Here is a 15,267-nt window from a genome sequence, read left to right on the forward strand (position 1 = left end):
AAAAAACAACGCAGCACGCGTTTTGATAACGATTTTTTGCGGTAATAATATATTTTTGGCGTCATGATAAGACTGACTCAGAGCAGCGGCGCTGACGACTTCGGACAAACTACCGGTCAGATAACTTAGGTGACAGATAACTGAGGTGAGCTGGTTATCGACTAGGCCGTCATACATTAAATATCTTTAAATAGTTGTCGATAAGAATTTTTATAATATATTTTTATAACATAGTCGCGTGCACCCCTTTATGATTGAAAACTATAACGTCTTCTTATTGGTCTGCGGTATCGCCTTTTTGTTTGGGGCGCTGTTTCCTATCGTGTTTAAACGCACCCCGATCTCATTGCCGATGCTGCAGGTAAGCTTTGGGTTACTCATGGGTTATTGGTGGACGACGTTATCGTTTTTGGATCCGATTGACAATGGCCTTATCATCGAAAAACTCACAGAAATCGTGGTCTTGGTATCACTGGTTGGCGCGGGTATCAAGATTGATACCGAGCTATCTTGGCGGCTGTGGCGACCGACGATCAGGCTGCTGCTCATCACCATGCCGATTGGTATTTTTTCCATGGCAGCGTTGGGCTACTATGCTTTTGGTTTGAGTATGGGTGCGGCGATTTTGTTGGGTGCGGTGCTGGCACCGACCGATCCTGTCTTGGCGTCTAGTATTCAGGTCGGCCCGCCAAACACTGGTGGTGAGGACACGCCGCGCTTTACTTTAACCTCAGAAGCAGGATTAAATGACGGATTGGCGTTTCCATTTGTTTATTTGGCCATCAAGGTGGCAGAAGCGTTGAGCGCAGGTCAGCGTTTCGATGGCGAGATGCTATGGTCATGGTTTACCCATGATGTTTTGTGGAAGATAGGCGCAGGATTGGTGGTGGGTATCGTCGTTGGCAAAGCCATGGCCAAGCTTGTGTTTTCTAAATACAGTCAAGAAACGCCCATCTCGCAAGGTTATGTGGTGATCGCTCTGACGCTGGTCGCTTATGGACTGGCCGAGTATGTAGAGAGCTATGGCTTTATCGCTGTGTTTGTCGCAGCCTTTGCCTTTCGCCGCTCAGAGCACCAGCATACCTACCATCAAAAACTCCATGATTTCGCTGAGCAGTCAGAAGGCTTACTCATGTCGCTGGTACTGGTGGTGTTTGGGATGCTGCTCGGTCAAGGCTTACAGTCAGGCATCGAGCTGACATGGCGAGTCTACATCGTCAGCTTTGTGTTTTTACTTCTGATACGTCCTATCGGCGGGTTTATCGCTTTATCGGGGCTAGGCTTACCTCATACCGAAAAATACGCAATCTCAGCCTTGGGTATACGCGGTATCGGCACCTTGTATTACTTATCCTATGCGCTCAATCACGGCTACTTTGCAGATGATGATGCGCTCAAGTTATGGGTGGTCTGCTCTATCGTAATTTTGATATCTATCTTTATACATGGTTTGAGTGCGCCAAAGCTGCTCAAAATAACACCCAGTAAGCCGCCTTCGACATAAGCATTATCGAACATGTTAGCAACTTATACACTAGCTACGTGCTACTAAGGCGCTATAAACGCGAGTACTGCTTCGGTCAAAGCAAACTGACGAACGTCATTGAGCATCGTAGTATCGAAGTTATGAATAAAAGCAAACGACAATTGCCGTGATGGATCACACCACGCCACTGAGCCGTTGTAGCCCATATGACCAAAACCCGCCGCAGTATCAGCACAGACACTAAACAGACGATGATAGCCCAAGCGCCAATACATGGGTGCTGGCATGACTGCATCTAACCCTGTGACTTGGGGCGTGGATAACTGCTCAAAAGTAGCGCGATCGATTAGCGTCTGACCTTGCCATACCCCGCCATTGGCAAGCATGGCATATATCGTTGCCAGCGCCTCAGCCGATGCAACCCCGTTAGCAGCAGGGATAACGGCTTGTAGCGTTTGTCGTTGATAGTAATCAATAGGCTGCTTGCCGGCTGGGATAAGCGCTGATTTGTAGTTTTTTAGATTGAGATGGCTGGTATCAAAATACAGACGACTGATACCTGCAGTGGTTAACGCCGGCTGGCGGTGATCTCCTTTATCCGTCCCAGAAGCAGCTACAGAGCGCTGCATCTGCAAGGCTTGCTGCTGCCAACACGCCGCACTTGGTAGATGATTATAGACAAATAAGGTATTTGCCGAGTCTGGTTTTAATGTGGGTTTTTGTCGTTTTTGCCGCAGCTTAGGGGTTGCCTTCTCGTCTGTATCAAAGTCTTTGGCCAGCGTGGCGACAAGGTCGACTTTATCATCTGGCACCCCAAAATAGCAGCTATCGGCAATCCCTAATGGCGTTGTCAAATAATGGCTTAGCGCTTGCGCAAGCGGCATCTTGGTGACGATTTCTACCAAGCCGCCCAGCACCCAGCCGTAGATCAGCGCACTATAAGCAGAGTCGTAAGCGTCGGCTTGGTCAGGTTGAGTCATGGTCATGTCGGCAACTTTTTTGCGCATATACGACCAGTCTAGTACCGCCTCGCTATCTGCCTCAATACTGGTAATTGCAAAGAGATCAGCTTGGTGCGACATCACTTGCCGCAGCGTAACATGCGCTTTGCCATTAGCCGCAAATGCCGGCCAATACTGGGCAATGGGGACGTCATAAGCGAGTAGCTGTTTGGAGACCAATACATGAACCAGAGCCGCGAGCACCCCTTTGCCCGTCGAAAAGTTAATCGCTAGGGTTTGCGGTTGCCATACCATCTCTGGACGCGCCAAGCCCACACTAGCACGAGCGATACACTCGCCCGCCTGATAGACTACTAGCGCCCCGCCAGCTGGCGCATCATCAAGCTGCAATTTTGTCAGCAATTGCTGTAGACGCTGCTGCAGGGTAGTATTTATTCGAGCGTCATCGCGTTCGTTGGTTTTGTTCATTGTCTCAGTCATGGCAGCCTTACTCTATTATCATAAAAAGGCCACCGTCTGGTCGCCTTTTGTTCTATTAGCCGATTACTTTAGGGTATATCTTATTAGCGCGGGACCAACAAACGATTATACACCTCATCTTCTAGCTTTCTCAGACCGTGACTACGTCCCCGTGCCATGGCTGTATCCATTTTGCGGCCGCGTAGCCAGCCGGCGCGCAGTGCCGTCACCGCGCCCACTCTATTACCAGAGCCACAGTGTAGGGCTACCTTTTTGCCGTGATACTGGCGCAGGATATTATCAAAGGCCAATACTTTTAGCTGCTTTAAATCAGCAGCGCCGCTGATAGGCAGCTGCTCATAATACATGCCTGCGCGCTTGACGGCGGCAGCTTCATCGAAGCTCAGCTCGTCATCAGGCTGCAAGTTGATGACCAGCTCGACGCCAGCCTTTGCCAATGCCTCAACTTTTTGTTCATCCAGAGCGCCGCATACGATGGTATTGGCATCAGGACGAAAATAAGGCTCAAAGATGGTCGAAAGCTCGATGCCATTGTCCACACTGTCCGCATCAGCTGTGGCGCTATCGCCTGCCGCAGCGTCATTGGCAGCAGCGGTATTAGGCGCCGCGACATCATTGAGTTGGTCTGAACTTGGGGTTGTTACTGTAGTATGTGAGGTCATAATAATAAAAAGATTCGTTAGTCTGTCTACGTAGGATATATATAAAGACAAACGCGCTTTAATCCTTAAACGCGTTTGATCCGTTCGCCATAACTTTCGATAGCAGTTACGCGAGAGCCCCAGCTGTATTTACTTAGCGGTCTTGAGTGTTACCAAACCCGCTAGATGAGGCTTGTCATTTTTGGCGCTAAATAGACCAAACTCACAACTATCATCCGTGTTTTGTAGCTGTGATACCGGCTCGGCTATCAGCTCTACTTCAGCAGGCAAAAAGATAGGGAGCTTAAAAGACACATTGACAGTACAGGCATCAGGCAACTCATCCATCAGCGCGAGACATTTGGCTTTCGACCACATACCATGAGCAATCGCTTTTGGAAAACCAAAGGCCCGTGCCGATAGTGGATGCAAGTGAATGAGGTTAAAATCCCCTGAGACAAACGCATAACGACGGCCAATATCTTCTGGTACTTCAAAAACACTGTGAGTCCCATTGTCATCGACGGTCGGTTTTACGGTAACCGGACGCGGTTTGCTTTTTTTGTCTTTACTGCTGCTGGGTTTTTTGCCACGTGATAGGTAGGTTGATGTCCCCTCCCACACCACCTCGTCTTTTGATTTGACTGTCGTGACAAAATCAAACTGTTGACCTTGGGCATGGTCGCGCAGATTATCAAAAGTCACAGACATCGCCACTGTTTCACGCTCGCCGATAGGACGATACTGCGTCACACTGTTGTCTACGTGTACGAGACCGAGCATCGCAAAGGGAAACGGCTCTTTGACCATCATATTCATCTGCAGCGTCTGCGATAACACAGAAAAATAAGTAATAGGCACTTTGCCATTATCTGCAAAACCACAAATCTTACGATAATCGTCTAAATTCTCTTGATCAATATGGAGGTCATCGACGTAGTAAGTCGCTTGTGGTAACTGATCTTTACTGACTTTGCCACTGTTGCCGATAGGCAATAGGCTTTTGACGATATTGGCATAAGTTGTATGCGCTTTTGGCAACGCATCATAGTGTTTGTCTGACATAAATAAATCCTAAGTGGGGCTGGAGCAAACCTTTTGGGGCATTGTTATCATGAATTCTACGTTTTTATCATAAAAAAGCCACCCTTGGGCAGCTTTATTACAATTTATCAGCAATTTTTTCGTAAGCATATGTTAGGCAATCAAGAAAAAACCTCACATTATGATGTGAGCACCGCTTTATTCTTTAGCGATACTTACCTTACTTACTTTTGCCACAGTTTAGCTATGCACGGACAATTGCTTGTATTAAGCACCCAGTAAGCTTTGACCACAAACGCGAACGATGTTGCCATTTAGGCCACCCGATGCAGGAGAGGCAAACCAAGCGATGGTCTCGGCCACGTCTACTGGCAGACCGCCTTGGCTCATGGAGTTCATGCGGCGACCTGCTTCACGAATAGCAAAAGGGATGGCCTCTGTCATTTGCGTCTCGATAAAGCCTGGTGCCACAGCGTTGATGGTCATACCCTTGGCATTGTCTTCTAACTGTTTGGCGGTGGCATTGACCAGTCCGATGACGCCCGCTTTAGAAGTGGCATAGTTGGTTTGTCCCATGTTGCCTGCGATGCCTGAGATAGATGACACACATACGATACGTGCGTTGTCTTTTAATACATCATTTTCTAATAGATAGCGATTGAGGCGTGCGATGCTAGCTAGGTTGATATCGATGACCATATCCCACTTTTTTTCATCCATTTTTGCCAACGTCTTATCGCGCGTGACTCCAGCATTATGAATGATTGAATCAAGCCCACCGCGCTTTTGTGCCGCCTCTGCGATTTGCTTGCCTGCATCCTCGCTGGTGATATCGACTGTCAGCACAGAGCCGCTGATTTCGCTTGCGACTTTTTGTAGATCTGCCTGCTGCTGAGGTACATCTAAGCAGATAACGTGAGCGCCTTCGCGAGCCAATACGCGCGCGATTGCCTCACCGATACCGCGGCTGGCACCTGTCACCAGCATGGTTTTGCCACCTAAAGGCTGTGTCCAGTCGACATCTACTGTGTCACCTTTACTGACACGTACCACTTGTCCTGATACATACGCTGAGCGCGCTGAGGTAAAGAAACGCAGCGTTGAATCAAGATTTTGCTCAGCACCTTCTTCGACGTAGACCAACTGGGCGGTGATACCGCGCTTAAACTCTTTACCAACAGACTTCACAAAACCCTCAAGCGCACGCTGCGCCAAGGCAGCTTCGATGTCTGTGAGGTTTTCTGGCGTACGGCCAATGATGATGACACGGCCTGATTTTTCGACACGGCGCGCCACTGTATGAAAAAACGCATATACTGCTTTTAGCTGATCGGCATTACTGATATTACTGGCATCAAATAGCAATACTTTAAACTTATCATCGCCGCCAGTATTGGCTTTTGCGTCTACACCAGCATCAGCCAGCGCATCTTTGATATCGTCGCTACTATTGACGTACACATCTGCATGGACCTCTGATAAGATGCGGGCCACTGCAGCGCTTACGCTTTTGTCGTCGCCATCAGCGCGACCAACCAACACACTGCCACGTACCAAAGGCTCACCGCTCTCAAAACGATCTAACGTCACTGGCAGTGGTAGACCCAAATTTTTGGCCACTTTTTTGCCAATAGACGACTGAACAAAATCACCATAACGGTCTGACATAATATAATCCCTATAATAAATGGTTAAAATAATTAAAAATGCAATGCGCCTATTATATAGACTCACCGGACGCATCATTATTGATATTTAGTAAATGCATTAAAATCTGGCTTAACTATACACTTCCGCTATAAACAAGTCCAAAAACTGACAAAGTCTACAACAATCTGTAAACAAGCCAGTATACAAGATGGCAACTTTTTTTCGCGTCACCGTGCCTGATACTGTGTTAAAATCAGACCCATAAGTTATGGCAAATGCAATTATCGATAACAATATATTATCAAATGCATTATTATGCAATGATAATAATCGAGACGCCTGAGTTTACAAAAATAGTCTGGGTTTTCAAGCCGCTCTTTTGCTTCTAAAAATCCTGACCAAGCGGCGACAAATAAGCGTCACATCGTTTGCCAAAGACATACATTATGCTGGTAAAAACGTCTTATCATAGATGACCATAGTAAGTAATAAATAATGGCCAGCAGCCACCCTTTTTCTTTTGTACCCATACTCTTTAAGGATAATATTATGAGTAATAAAAACAATCACCCTGATAGTCCAGTCGTTGAAAGCACTGTCGTAAAATCTACCGATAGCAGCAAAAAAGACACTACAACCAAAGGCGCTGATAGCAAAAAAACCACTGAGGGCGCAGCCGTCGGCAAAACAGCAGCTGCTACCCAATCAAAAAAGGCCAAACCAGCCTCAAATCTAAACCGCGTCGCAATCTTGGGCGGCAACCGTATCCCCTTTGCCCGCTCAAACGGCACTTATGCTGACGTCAGCAATACGGACATGCTAACCGCTGCATTAGATGGTTTGGTCGAGCGTTATAACCTACAAGACGAAATCATCGGAGAAGTCGTCTCTGGTGCGGTCATGAAGCTGAGCCGCGACATCAACTTAACGCGCGAGGCGACGCTAAATACAGCTCTAAACCCTCATACGCCAACATACGATATCTCACAAGCCTGTGGTACTGGCTTACAAGCGACCTTTGCCTCTGCCAACAAAATCGCCCTTGGTTTGATTGACTCAGCCATCACAGGCGGTGTCGATACCACCTCTGATGCGCCTATCGCTATCGGTGATGGTCTGCGCAAAGTCCTTATCAAACTCGGTGCGGCAAAAGACAACAAGCAGCGCCTAAAAGCGCTAATGGGGCTAAACCCTAAAGATTTGATCGATACCCCACAAAACGGTGAGCCGCGTACCGGCCTATCAATGGGTGAGCACCAAGCCATCACCACGCTTGAGTGGAATATCAGCCGCGAAGCCCAAGACGAGCTGGCGTTTAACAGCCACAAAAACCTAGCACGTGCTTATGACGAAGGCTTCTTTGACGACCTTATCACGCCATATAAAGGCTTGACTCGTGACAACAACTTGCGCCCAGACACCACGCTCGAAAAGTTGGGCAAGCTAAAGCCAGTATTTGGTAAAAAGAACGCCAACCCAACCATGACAGCGGCCAACTCTACCCCACTCACTGATGGTGCCTCTTGCGTCCTACTCGGTACGGATGAGTGGGCAAAAGAACACGGCCTCAAGCCATTGGCGTACATCGCGCACCAAGAAACAGCGGCTGTTGATTTCATCGGCAAGTCAGGTACTACTGAAGGCTTGCTAATGGCACCTGCCTATGCGGTACCGCGTATGCTTGAGCGTGCTGGCCTAACGCTGCAAGACTTCGACTTTTATGAAATCCACGAAGCGTTTGCGTCACAAGTACTCTCAACGCTTGCAGCATGGGAAGATGAGACATTCTGTCAAGAACGTCTGGGTCTTGATGCACCACTTGGCTCCATCGATCGCAGCAAGCTAAACGTCAATGGCTCATCATTGGCAGCAGGCCATCCATTTGCAGCGACAGGTGGCCGTATCCTAGCCACTGCAGCTAAGCTACTGGATCAAAAAGGCTCAGGCCGCGCTCTGATCTCTATCTGTGCAGCAGGTGGCCAAGGTGTCACGTGTATCCTAGAAAAATAATACCGCCATTGTCTGTTTAACAGACAGATAGCTTCGGTTGTCTAAAGCACCCGTTAATCACGCGATTAATGGGTGCTTTTTCGTGCATAACAGCCAATAAAACCGATGACCGTTGTCTTATCAAAGGCCACTTCACACAATAATCAAACGCACCTACCGCCTAGTCCCCCTGCCAGATGTGCTAAAGTAAAGACCACAACAAACAAAATCATAATAATATTTGGCAGGAGCTTTTTATGAGTAAAATTCCTTCGGCGATTGACCCAAGACTCTTAACCACACAAGAGCGTCAAAAGCTTAGCCCACCCGAGCAAAACAGCTTTATCAGTCGGATGGACAAGGAAGTGTTTGATGATGAGCTACGTCGTAAAATGCACGAAGACCTTATCGACACCTATGATGAAGAGCTAGAAAACGAAATAGATGATTATGTGCGTGATTTTCGTTTTGATGGGCGGGAGATGAGCGAGCAAGAAAGGCTGGATCGGCGACTGTACTTTCAGGAGCTGGTGCGCCTGCAGCGCGAGCTTATCAAGCTACAAGACTGGGTGGTCGATCGCGGCGAGCGTATCGTCGTGATATTTGAAGGACGCGACTCGGCGGGCAAAGGCGGCGCGATCAAGCGCATCACCCAGCGCCTAAACCCACGGGTATGCCGCGTCGCTGCTCTGCCCGCACCGACAGAGCGTGAGCAGTCGCAGTGGTACTTTCAGCGTTATGTCGCTCATTTGCCAGCGGCCGGCGAGATTGTCTTGTTTGATCGCAGCTGGTACAACCGCGTCGGGGTTGAGCGCGTCATGGGGTTTTGTACCGATGCTCAGTATGAGGAGTTTTTTCAGTCGGTGCCTGAGTTTGAACGCATGCTCGTGCGCTCGGGTATTCGCTTGGTCAAATACTGGTTTTCGATCACCGATGACGAGCAGCATTCACGCTTTATGAGCCGTATTCATGACCCACTCAAGCAGTGGAAGCTCTCCCCAATGGATTTGGAGTCGCGGCGACGCTGGGAGGACTACACCAAAGCCAAAGAGACCATGTTTGAGCGCACTCATATTCCTGAAGCGCCGTGGTGGGTGGTAGAAGGCAATAACAAAAAACGCGCGCGCCTCAATTGTATCGCCCATTTGCTCGAGCAAATCCCTTATAAAGAAGTACCGCGTGATGAAGTCGAGCTACCAGAGCGCAAACGCGATGATGAATACTACCGCGAGCCTATCCCAGATGATATGTACGTGCCACCGCGTTATTAACAGCTTACGGCTATTTTACCCTACTCAGTCTCAAACAAAAAGGCCGCGGTATCTTAAATGAGATACCGCGGCCTTTTTTATACGCCTAGCATAGCGTGCCAGTCATCACCATAATGCGTCAGCTACATGGTATAAGTAGATTGCAAGCTGTCGATTTTGCCAGCCAATAAACGTTCTACTTCGTTTTTGATTCTTTGCCCTGCGATATCGGTGCCGATTTGTACCGCAAAACCGGCTGGCCGGCCACTTTGGGTTTTAGAGTTGATCCATACCACCTTACCATTCATCGGTAAACGCTCGCTGGAGTTTGGCAACGTGATGGCAATAAACACTTCATCGCCCAACTGCTGTGGACGATCAGACGGTACAAATAACGCTCCATTGGTCACAAAAGATAAGTAGCTGGCATATAGCGTTTCGATGTCTTCAATATGGCAGGTTAAGACCCCGCCGCGTTCTGGCATGGCCATAGTCAGCTTCCTTTAGTCATTGGGTTAAATGTTTATGAGTGAGCGCTCGTTTTAAATGTTGGTTTATAAACGCGCCAATTCTTGCATCAGCTTATCATAGGCAAATTTTTCTTGCACATTTTGTTGTAGCGCAACTTTGCTTTGCTGCAAGCGATAAAAAAATGCCTCTATAGCACTGTCGTCAGGGGTACTGCCATCAGCCTGATCGCTCGTAAGCGCTGTCCAATTGATGTCTTGCTGTAGCACTGCTAGACCTAAACAGACGCGGCGTATGTCGAGCAGCATCAGCTCAGAGAGCTGAATAAATTCTATAATACTAAGCTGTGATTGCCAATAGTCACTAGCCGCCACGCTACTACGTTTGCCGCCTCGCAGCGCCAGCCAAGTCGTCAGCCATAAGGCACGCTTGCTATACCATGGGGCATTGGCCAAGGCGATCGCAGCGAGCGGCGCGCCGTTAGCCAGTTGTATAAGCTGGTGAAGCGCGGCTGGGCTCACGGCTTCACGGTTGACCGTCGCCCCAAGTGCTTGCGTTACATAATCCATGGCGACTGCAGGCTCAATCGTCTGTAACGCCAATTGCTGGACGCGGCTTTTGATCGTGGGTAACAGCTGGGCTGGACTGTCGCTAATCAAAAACAAATGTACCTGCGCTTGCGGCTCCTCCAAGGTCTTGAGCAGCGCGTTGGCGGCAGCGACCGTCATTTGCTCTGCATGGTCTAACACACAGATGCGCAGGCCTTGGCCGCCTTGATAAATAAAGGGCTGTAGCGCGCGGATGTCATCTACTTTTATTTTTAAGGCGCTATTGCTTGTGGTTTTGGTGTTTTTTTTACCGGCTTTTTCTGTAGCTTCTGTATTGTCGATACTGACTGGCATACTGATGAGCGGCAATGTCTGCAAGCTTGGATGTGTACCAGATCTGAGCCACTGACAGCTTTCACACGTGGCGCACGCTCCTTGCGGATGGGTTGCACGCTCGCGGCATAACAGCCACGCCACCAGACGCCAAACAAAAGCACGTTTGCCCATGCCTTGCATGCCTGCGGCCAGTAGAGCATGCGGCAAAGTCTGCTGCCGAGTGACGCGGTCAGTGAGCTGCGACCATAGTGCTTGCTGCCATGGCAATAATGGCGCAAAGTAAATATCATCTGCAGTCTTTGATGCACCTATATTTTCCATTGTATGACCTATCGCTCCAGCTTTATAAAATGACTTGAAAGCTTAATGGTAGTTTTGCTTAGGCTATTTTAGTTAGTCATGCTGCTCGGGCTCTGAAAGTCGGTGAACGCCATCGCATTGAGGCGATCCAAGTCCTCTTGGGTATCGACCCCAGCCGGCAGATGACACGCTGCAGTCGCGATGGCAATATGACCACCGTTTTCTAGTACGCGTAATTGCTCCAAACTCTCTAAGGTCTCAAGCGGGGTCTGTGGCCAATGTACAAACTGCTGTAGTAAGCTCACGCGGTACGCATAAAGCCCCAAATGCCGATAAGCGTTTTTGGGTGGTCGTTTGTTTGGCTCGTCTGCCAATACCACATCACGGTCACAAGGAATGGGCGCGCGGCTAAAATATAGCGCGCGCTGCAGTGCATTAGTATATTGACTGACGACCTTGACCACTGAGGGACGCAAAAAAGTCTCATAATCATCGATCGGCTCACACAAGGTGGCCATGACGCTGGCTTTATCCGCGACCAGTAGATCCTTTACTTGCTCTAATAATAAAGGCGGCACCAGCGGCTCATCGCCTTGCATGTTGATGACGATATCCTGATCGGCCCAGCCTTTGATGGCTGCAACTTCCGCTAAACGATCTGTACCCGAAGCATGCTCGCGGCTGGTCATCACCACCTCAAACCCTGCGTCCACACAAACCTGAGCAATGCGCTCATCATCAGTTGCGATACACATGTCATCAGCAAAATGCGCCGCTTGCGCCTTTTCAGCGACCCACAAAATCATCGGCTTGCCATGAATAGCTAACAACGGCTTGCCAGGTAATCGAGTACTCTTAAAACGGGCAGGAATCACAATGTGAGTTTTGGCAGCAGCCATAGACGCAGTAGCAGGGTCAATGACAGACTCAATGTTAGACATGGTTACTTCCTTAGCAGGTTTGATGTGACGTACCGTCTTATATGTTTTTGATAATGACTATCTTTGATAATGACTGTTTTAAAGCTGTTTTATTTTTTTGTTTATTTTAGCGCCTGATGAGGCTTGATATCGATATCCAGTCTCTGTAATTGCTCTGTCAATAAGCGGTAGCAATCATCAGAGAGCACTGCGGTGACTGGTAATACCCAGAGCCTACTCACCAGTGCTTGGTAATCATCATCTAGCGCATTATTAGCCATGGCCTTTGAGAGTAATGCTTTGATTTTTACAGCGTCTTTTGTGGTAACGACAATAGGATGCTGACGATACTGTAGCAGCTCCGCCAAAGTAAAATCATAATGATCTGGATAAGGATGAGCGATGACCTCAAAGCCTAAATCTGTGAGCGTCTCAAAAAAACGCTGCGGATAGCCGATGCCGCTGACTGCATGTACTTGACTGCCTGTCTTTGGCGCTGCCGGATGATCTTGCTGCTCACTCGTCTGTATATCGGCCTTCGCAGCGTTTGGTTTTTGGGTATTCGCCAATGAAGGTGCCCATAAAGGCTGCATGCTGTCCGCTTGCATACACATAAGCAGGCGCTGATTCGGCTGCTTTTGCTTGCTTGCGTGCTCGGCGGCTGGACTTGTCTGTTGCTTGCTATGATACACAACAGTGGCACCCTTAAGCCGAGACAATGGCTCACGTAAAAACCCTGTCGGTAGTAGCTGCTTATTACCAAAACCGCGAGCGGTGTCCACGACGATCCACTCTATATCACGCTGCAGTGCATAATGCTGCAAACCATCATCGGCAATAATCAGTTGCAAGTCTGGGTGAGCGGCCAATAACGTTGTGATCGCTTGCTGCCGATTGGGACTGACTGCCATCGGTACGCCTGTCATATTGACGATCAAACACGGCTCATCGCCGACCACGCTAGGGGTGCTGCTGGCATCGACCAGCGCTGGCATCTGGCTATTATCACCGCCATAGCCGCGACTAATCACCCCCACCTTGATACGATGTACCGCTTGTAGATGGCTCACCAACTCAATAATCAGCGGCGTCTTGCCGCTACCGCCCACACTGATATTACCGATGACCATGACAGGTATGGGCGCCCGATAGCTGGCAAACACCCCCCATCGATAAGCCTGACGACGCAGCGTGATGATGAGACCATATAGCCAACTAATAGGCAACAGCAGCCATAGCCAAGCGGCTTTGCGTTGCCATGCACGCGTCACTGTCGTCTCAATATTCAAGGCTGGTTGCTCACTTATTCGTTGATTTGAAGCTTTACACGCACTGACGGCTACTCAAAATCGCGGGCATACATCTGGGCATAATGACCTTGCTTTTGCATCAGCTCATCATGGGTGCCCAGCTCTACAAGCTGACCACCATCCAAGACTGCGATACGATCGGCGGACTCAATGGTCGTCAATCGATGAGCAATGACCAATGTCGTCCGGTCTTTCATAACATTATCAAGTGCTTGCTGGATATAGTACTCTGACTCATTGTCCAGCGCGCTGGTCGCCTCATCTAGTATAAGAATCGGTGCATCTTTTAGCAGGGCCCGAGCGATAGACAAACGCTGACGCTGACCACCTGACAGCTGCAGACCTTCAGCGCCGATTTCGCTTTGATAGCCATTTGGCAGCTTCATAATAAAATCATGAGCAAACGCATCTTTGGCTGCTTTTTCTACCTCTGCTTGGCTCTTATTGGCCAAACTGCCATAAGCGATGTTATTAAAAACAGTGGTATTAAATAGCACTACCTGCTGATTGACCATCGCAATCTGCGCGCGCAGACTCTCAAGTTTGATATCCTCAATCGGCCGTCCATCCAAGGTAATCTGCCCTGAGGAGGTCGACAAGGTACGTGTCAACAAACTGACCAATGAAGACTTACCAGCGCCGCTGCGCCCTACCAAGGCTACCGTCTCCCCTGCTCGCACATCCAGCGTAAAGTCGCGCAGCGCTACTGTCGAATCGGGATACACCAAACTGATATTGTCCAGAGATATCTCCCCAGACAACGCTGGGCTGACCGTGCCGGTGTCTTTTTCTTCTGGCTCATCAAGTAGCGCAAAGATGGACTCACCCGCGGCAATGCCTTTTTGCAGTTTTTGATTGACATCGGTCAGGGATCGAACCGGCTTACTGAGCAGTCCTGCCGCGGCGATATACGAGATAAACTCACCGGCAGAGATATTGTCGATTACCGATGGTCTAAGGGCCAGCCAAACCACCACCGACATCGCCATGGCCATCAGCAGCTGTACCGCTGGGGTGTTGATACTGTTGGTCACGACGACCTTCATACCTTGGCGCAGGTTCTTTTTGGAGGTTTTATCAAAACGCTCGGCTTCGTAAGCTTGACCGCCGTAGTTTTTGACCACCTGATAGCCACCGATGACTTCATTGGTGATATGGCTGACATCCCCCATGGTTTCTTGGATACCTTTTGACAACTTGAGATAACGCTTGGATGCGATGCGAATCAGCCATAATATGGGCGGCAACACCACAAACAAAATCAAGGTCAAACGCCAATTACTATAAAGCAAAAAGCCAATCAGACCAATCACAGTCAAACCATCTCGCAACACCGTTTTCATCGAGTCGGTACTGGCAGCGGTGACTTGCTCGACGTCAAATATCAGCTTTGAGGAGATAGTGCCTGCCGGATTGGCCAAATAAAACGCACTTGGCAAACGCAGCAGCTTATTAAACACCTCCACACGCAGCTCATACACCAAGTTGCGTGACACCAATGCGGAGTAATAGTTACCCAAAAAGCTACCCACACCGCGAACAAAGAACAGACCAATAATAAGCAGTGGAAACAAATCTTGCTTACTCTGGTCATTTTGATTGATGGCATCAGTGATGTATTGCAGCAGTTTGGCAATCCAAATCTCGGTTGCCGCATTGATCGCAAACCCCACAACCGTCAGCAGTAATGCCCACCAGTACGGCTTAAGATAGCGTAGCAGCCGCAGCAATGTCTGGTATTTTGGCGTACCTGAGGGCGCAGCCGACTGTTTTTTTGCAGACGGTTTTTTAGCGTCAGATGAATAAGCTTGGCTCATAAAAGCCTCAATTTGGGTGTCATAACATGAATGGACTGTATCTATGCTGCACCTTCACTGAACTAC

The 15,267-nt window shown here is 48.8% G+C and carries 12 protein-coding genes; 3 read left to right on the forward strand and 9 right to left on the reverse strand.

Annotated features, from left to right (window positions below; all coding sequences use genetic code 11):
* The first annotated feature begins 250 nt into the window (after nucleotides 1–250).
* Nucleotides 251–1,504, forward strand: coding sequence for a sodium:proton antiporter (locus tag BTV99_RS09385; protein WP_075102113.1), 1,254 nt, complete (start codon nucleotides 251–253; stop codon nucleotides 1,502–1,504).
* Nucleotides 1,505–1,548: 44 nt separating this feature from the next.
* On the opposite strand, the gene BTV99_RS09390 is transcribed toward BTV99_RS09385, so the two are convergent.
* The 4 genes from BTV99_RS09390 to BTV99_RS09405 form a co-directional block, all read right to left on the reverse strand.
* Complete coding sequence (locus BTV99_RS09390) at nucleotides 1,549–2,928, reverse strand: serine hydrolase (protein WP_083608607.1); 1,380 nt, start codon at nucleotides 2,926–2,928, stop codon at nucleotides 1,549–1,551.
* Nucleotides 2,929–3,011: 83 nt separating this feature from the next.
* Nucleotides 3,012–3,590: a beta-lactamase hydrolase domain-containing protein gene (locus BTV99_RS09395; protein WP_075102115.1), complete on the reverse strand. Its 579-nt coding sequence runs from the start codon at nucleotides 3,588–3,590 to the stop codon at nucleotides 3,012–3,014.
* 129 nt (nucleotides 3,591–3,719) lie between these two features.
* Nucleotides 3,720–4,634, reverse strand: a complete 915-nt coding sequence (locus BTV99_RS09400; RefSeq protein WP_075102116.1) for a MaoC/PaaZ C-terminal domain-containing protein — start codon at nucleotides 4,632–4,634, stop codon at nucleotides 3,720–3,722.
* A 246-nt stretch (nucleotides 4,635–4,880) separates the two neighbouring features.
* Nucleotides 4,881–6,281: a 3-oxoacyl-ACP reductase gene (locus tag BTV99_RS09405; protein WP_075102117.1), complete on the reverse strand. Its 1,401-nt coding sequence runs from the start codon at nucleotides 6,279–6,281 to the stop codon at nucleotides 4,881–4,883.
* Between the two features lie 531 nt (nucleotides 6,282–6,812).
* Here BTV99_RS09405 and BTV99_RS09410 point away from each other — a divergent pair.
* Both BTV99_RS09410 and ppk2 read left to right on the forward strand, forming a co-directional pair.
* The gene (locus BTV99_RS09410; protein WP_075102118.1) at nucleotides 6,813–8,273 is read left to right on the forward strand and encodes an acetyl-CoA C-acetyltransferase; all 1,461 of its coding nucleotides are present in this window, start codon (nucleotides 6,813–6,815) and stop codon (nucleotides 8,271–8,273) included.
* 236 nt (nucleotides 8,274–8,509) lie between these two features.
* Complete coding sequence (gene ppk2 / locus BTV99_RS09415) at nucleotides 8,510–9,523, forward strand: polyphosphate kinase 2 (RefSeq protein ID WP_241900678.1); 1,014 nt, start codon at nucleotides 8,510–8,512, stop codon at nucleotides 9,521–9,523.
* A 122-nt stretch (nucleotides 9,524–9,645) separates the two neighbouring features.
* Here ppk2 and BTV99_RS09420 read toward each other — a convergent pair whose 3' ends face one another.
* From BTV99_RS09420 to msbA, 5 genes are all read right to left on the reverse strand, one after another.
* On the reverse strand, nucleotides 9,646–9,993 hold the full coding sequence (locus BTV99_RS09420) for a PilZ domain-containing protein (protein WP_075102119.1): 348 nt from the start codon (nucleotides 9,991–9,993) through the stop codon (nucleotides 9,646–9,648).
* A 63-nt stretch (nucleotides 9,994–10,056) separates the two neighbouring features.
* Entirely contained in the window at nucleotides 10,057–11,175 is a 1,119-nt protein-coding gene (locus BTV99_RS09425; protein ID WP_075102120.1) for a DNA polymerase III subunit delta', read from the reverse strand.
* A gap of 68 nt (nucleotides 11,176–11,243) precedes the next feature.
* Nucleotides 11,244–12,095, reverse strand: a complete 852-nt coding sequence (gene kdsB, locus BTV99_RS09430) for a 3-deoxy-manno-octulosonate cytidylyltransferase (RefSeq protein ID WP_083608608.1) — start codon at nucleotides 12,093–12,095, stop codon at nucleotides 11,244–11,246.
* A gap of 101 nt (nucleotides 12,096–12,196) precedes the next feature.
* Nucleotides 12,197–13,363: a tetraacyldisaccharide 4'-kinase gene (gene lpxK / locus BTV99_RS09435; protein ID WP_075102121.1), complete on the reverse strand. Its 1,167-nt coding sequence runs from the start codon at nucleotides 13,361–13,363 to the stop codon at nucleotides 12,197–12,199.
* Between the two features lie 50 nt (nucleotides 13,364–13,413).
* Complete coding sequence (gene msbA, locus BTV99_RS09440; RefSeq protein WP_075102122.1) at nucleotides 13,414–15,201, reverse strand: lipid A export permease/ATP-binding protein MsbA; 1,788 nt, start codon at nucleotides 15,199–15,201, stop codon at nucleotides 13,414–13,416.
* Nucleotides 15,202–15,267: the final 66 nt, after the last annotated feature.

The sequence above is a fragment of the Psychrobacter sp. Rd 27.2 genome (genome assembly GCF_001921755.1).
Classification (GTDB): Bacteria; Pseudomonadota; Gammaproteobacteria; order Pseudomonadales; family Moraxellaceae; genus Psychrobacter; species Psychrobacter celer.

Bases quoted from the DNA above. Each gene is read 5' to 3' on its own strand.
- BTV99_RS09400 (WP_075102116.1), bottom strand. From the start codon at position 4,634: ATGTCAGACAAACACTATGATGCGTTGCCAAAAGCGCATACAACTTAT.
- BTV99_RS09390 (WP_083608607.1), bottom strand. From the start codon at position 2,928: ATGACTGAGACAATGAACAAAACCAACGAACGCGATGACGCTCGAATA.
- BTV99_RS09420 (WP_075102119.1), bottom strand. From the start codon at position 9,993: ATGGCCATGCCAGAACGCGGCGGGGTCTTAACCTGCCATATTGAAGAC.
- BTV99_RS09425 (WP_075102120.1), bottom strand. From the start codon at position 11,175: ATGGAAAATATAGGTGCATCAAAGACTGCAGATGATATTTACTTTGCG.
- BTV99_RS09385 (WP_075102113.1), top strand. From the start codon at position 251: ATGATTGAAAACTATAACGTCTTCTTATTGGTCTGCGGTATCGCCTTT.
- msbA (WP_075102122.1), bottom strand. From the start codon at position 15,201: ATGAGCCAAGCTTATTCATCTGACGCTAAAAAACCGTCTGCAAAAAAA.
- kdsB (WP_083608608.1), bottom strand. From the start codon at position 12,095: ATGTCTAACATTGAGTCTGTCATTGACCCTGCTACTGCGTCTATGGCT.
- ppk2 (WP_241900678.1), top strand. From the start codon at position 8,510: ATGAGTAAAATTCCTTCGGCGATTGACCCAAGACTCTTAACCACACAA.
- BTV99_RS09405 (WP_075102117.1), bottom strand. From the start codon at position 6,281: ATGTCAGACCGTTATGGTGATTTTGTTCAGTCGTCTATTGGCAAAAAA.
- BTV99_RS09410 (WP_075102118.1), top strand. From the start codon at position 6,813: ATGAGTAATAAAAACAATCACCCTGATAGTCCAGTCGTTGAAAGCACT.
- BTV99_RS09395 (WP_075102115.1), bottom strand. From the start codon at position 3,590: ATGACCTCACATACTACAGTAACAACCCCAAGTTCAGACCAACTCAAT.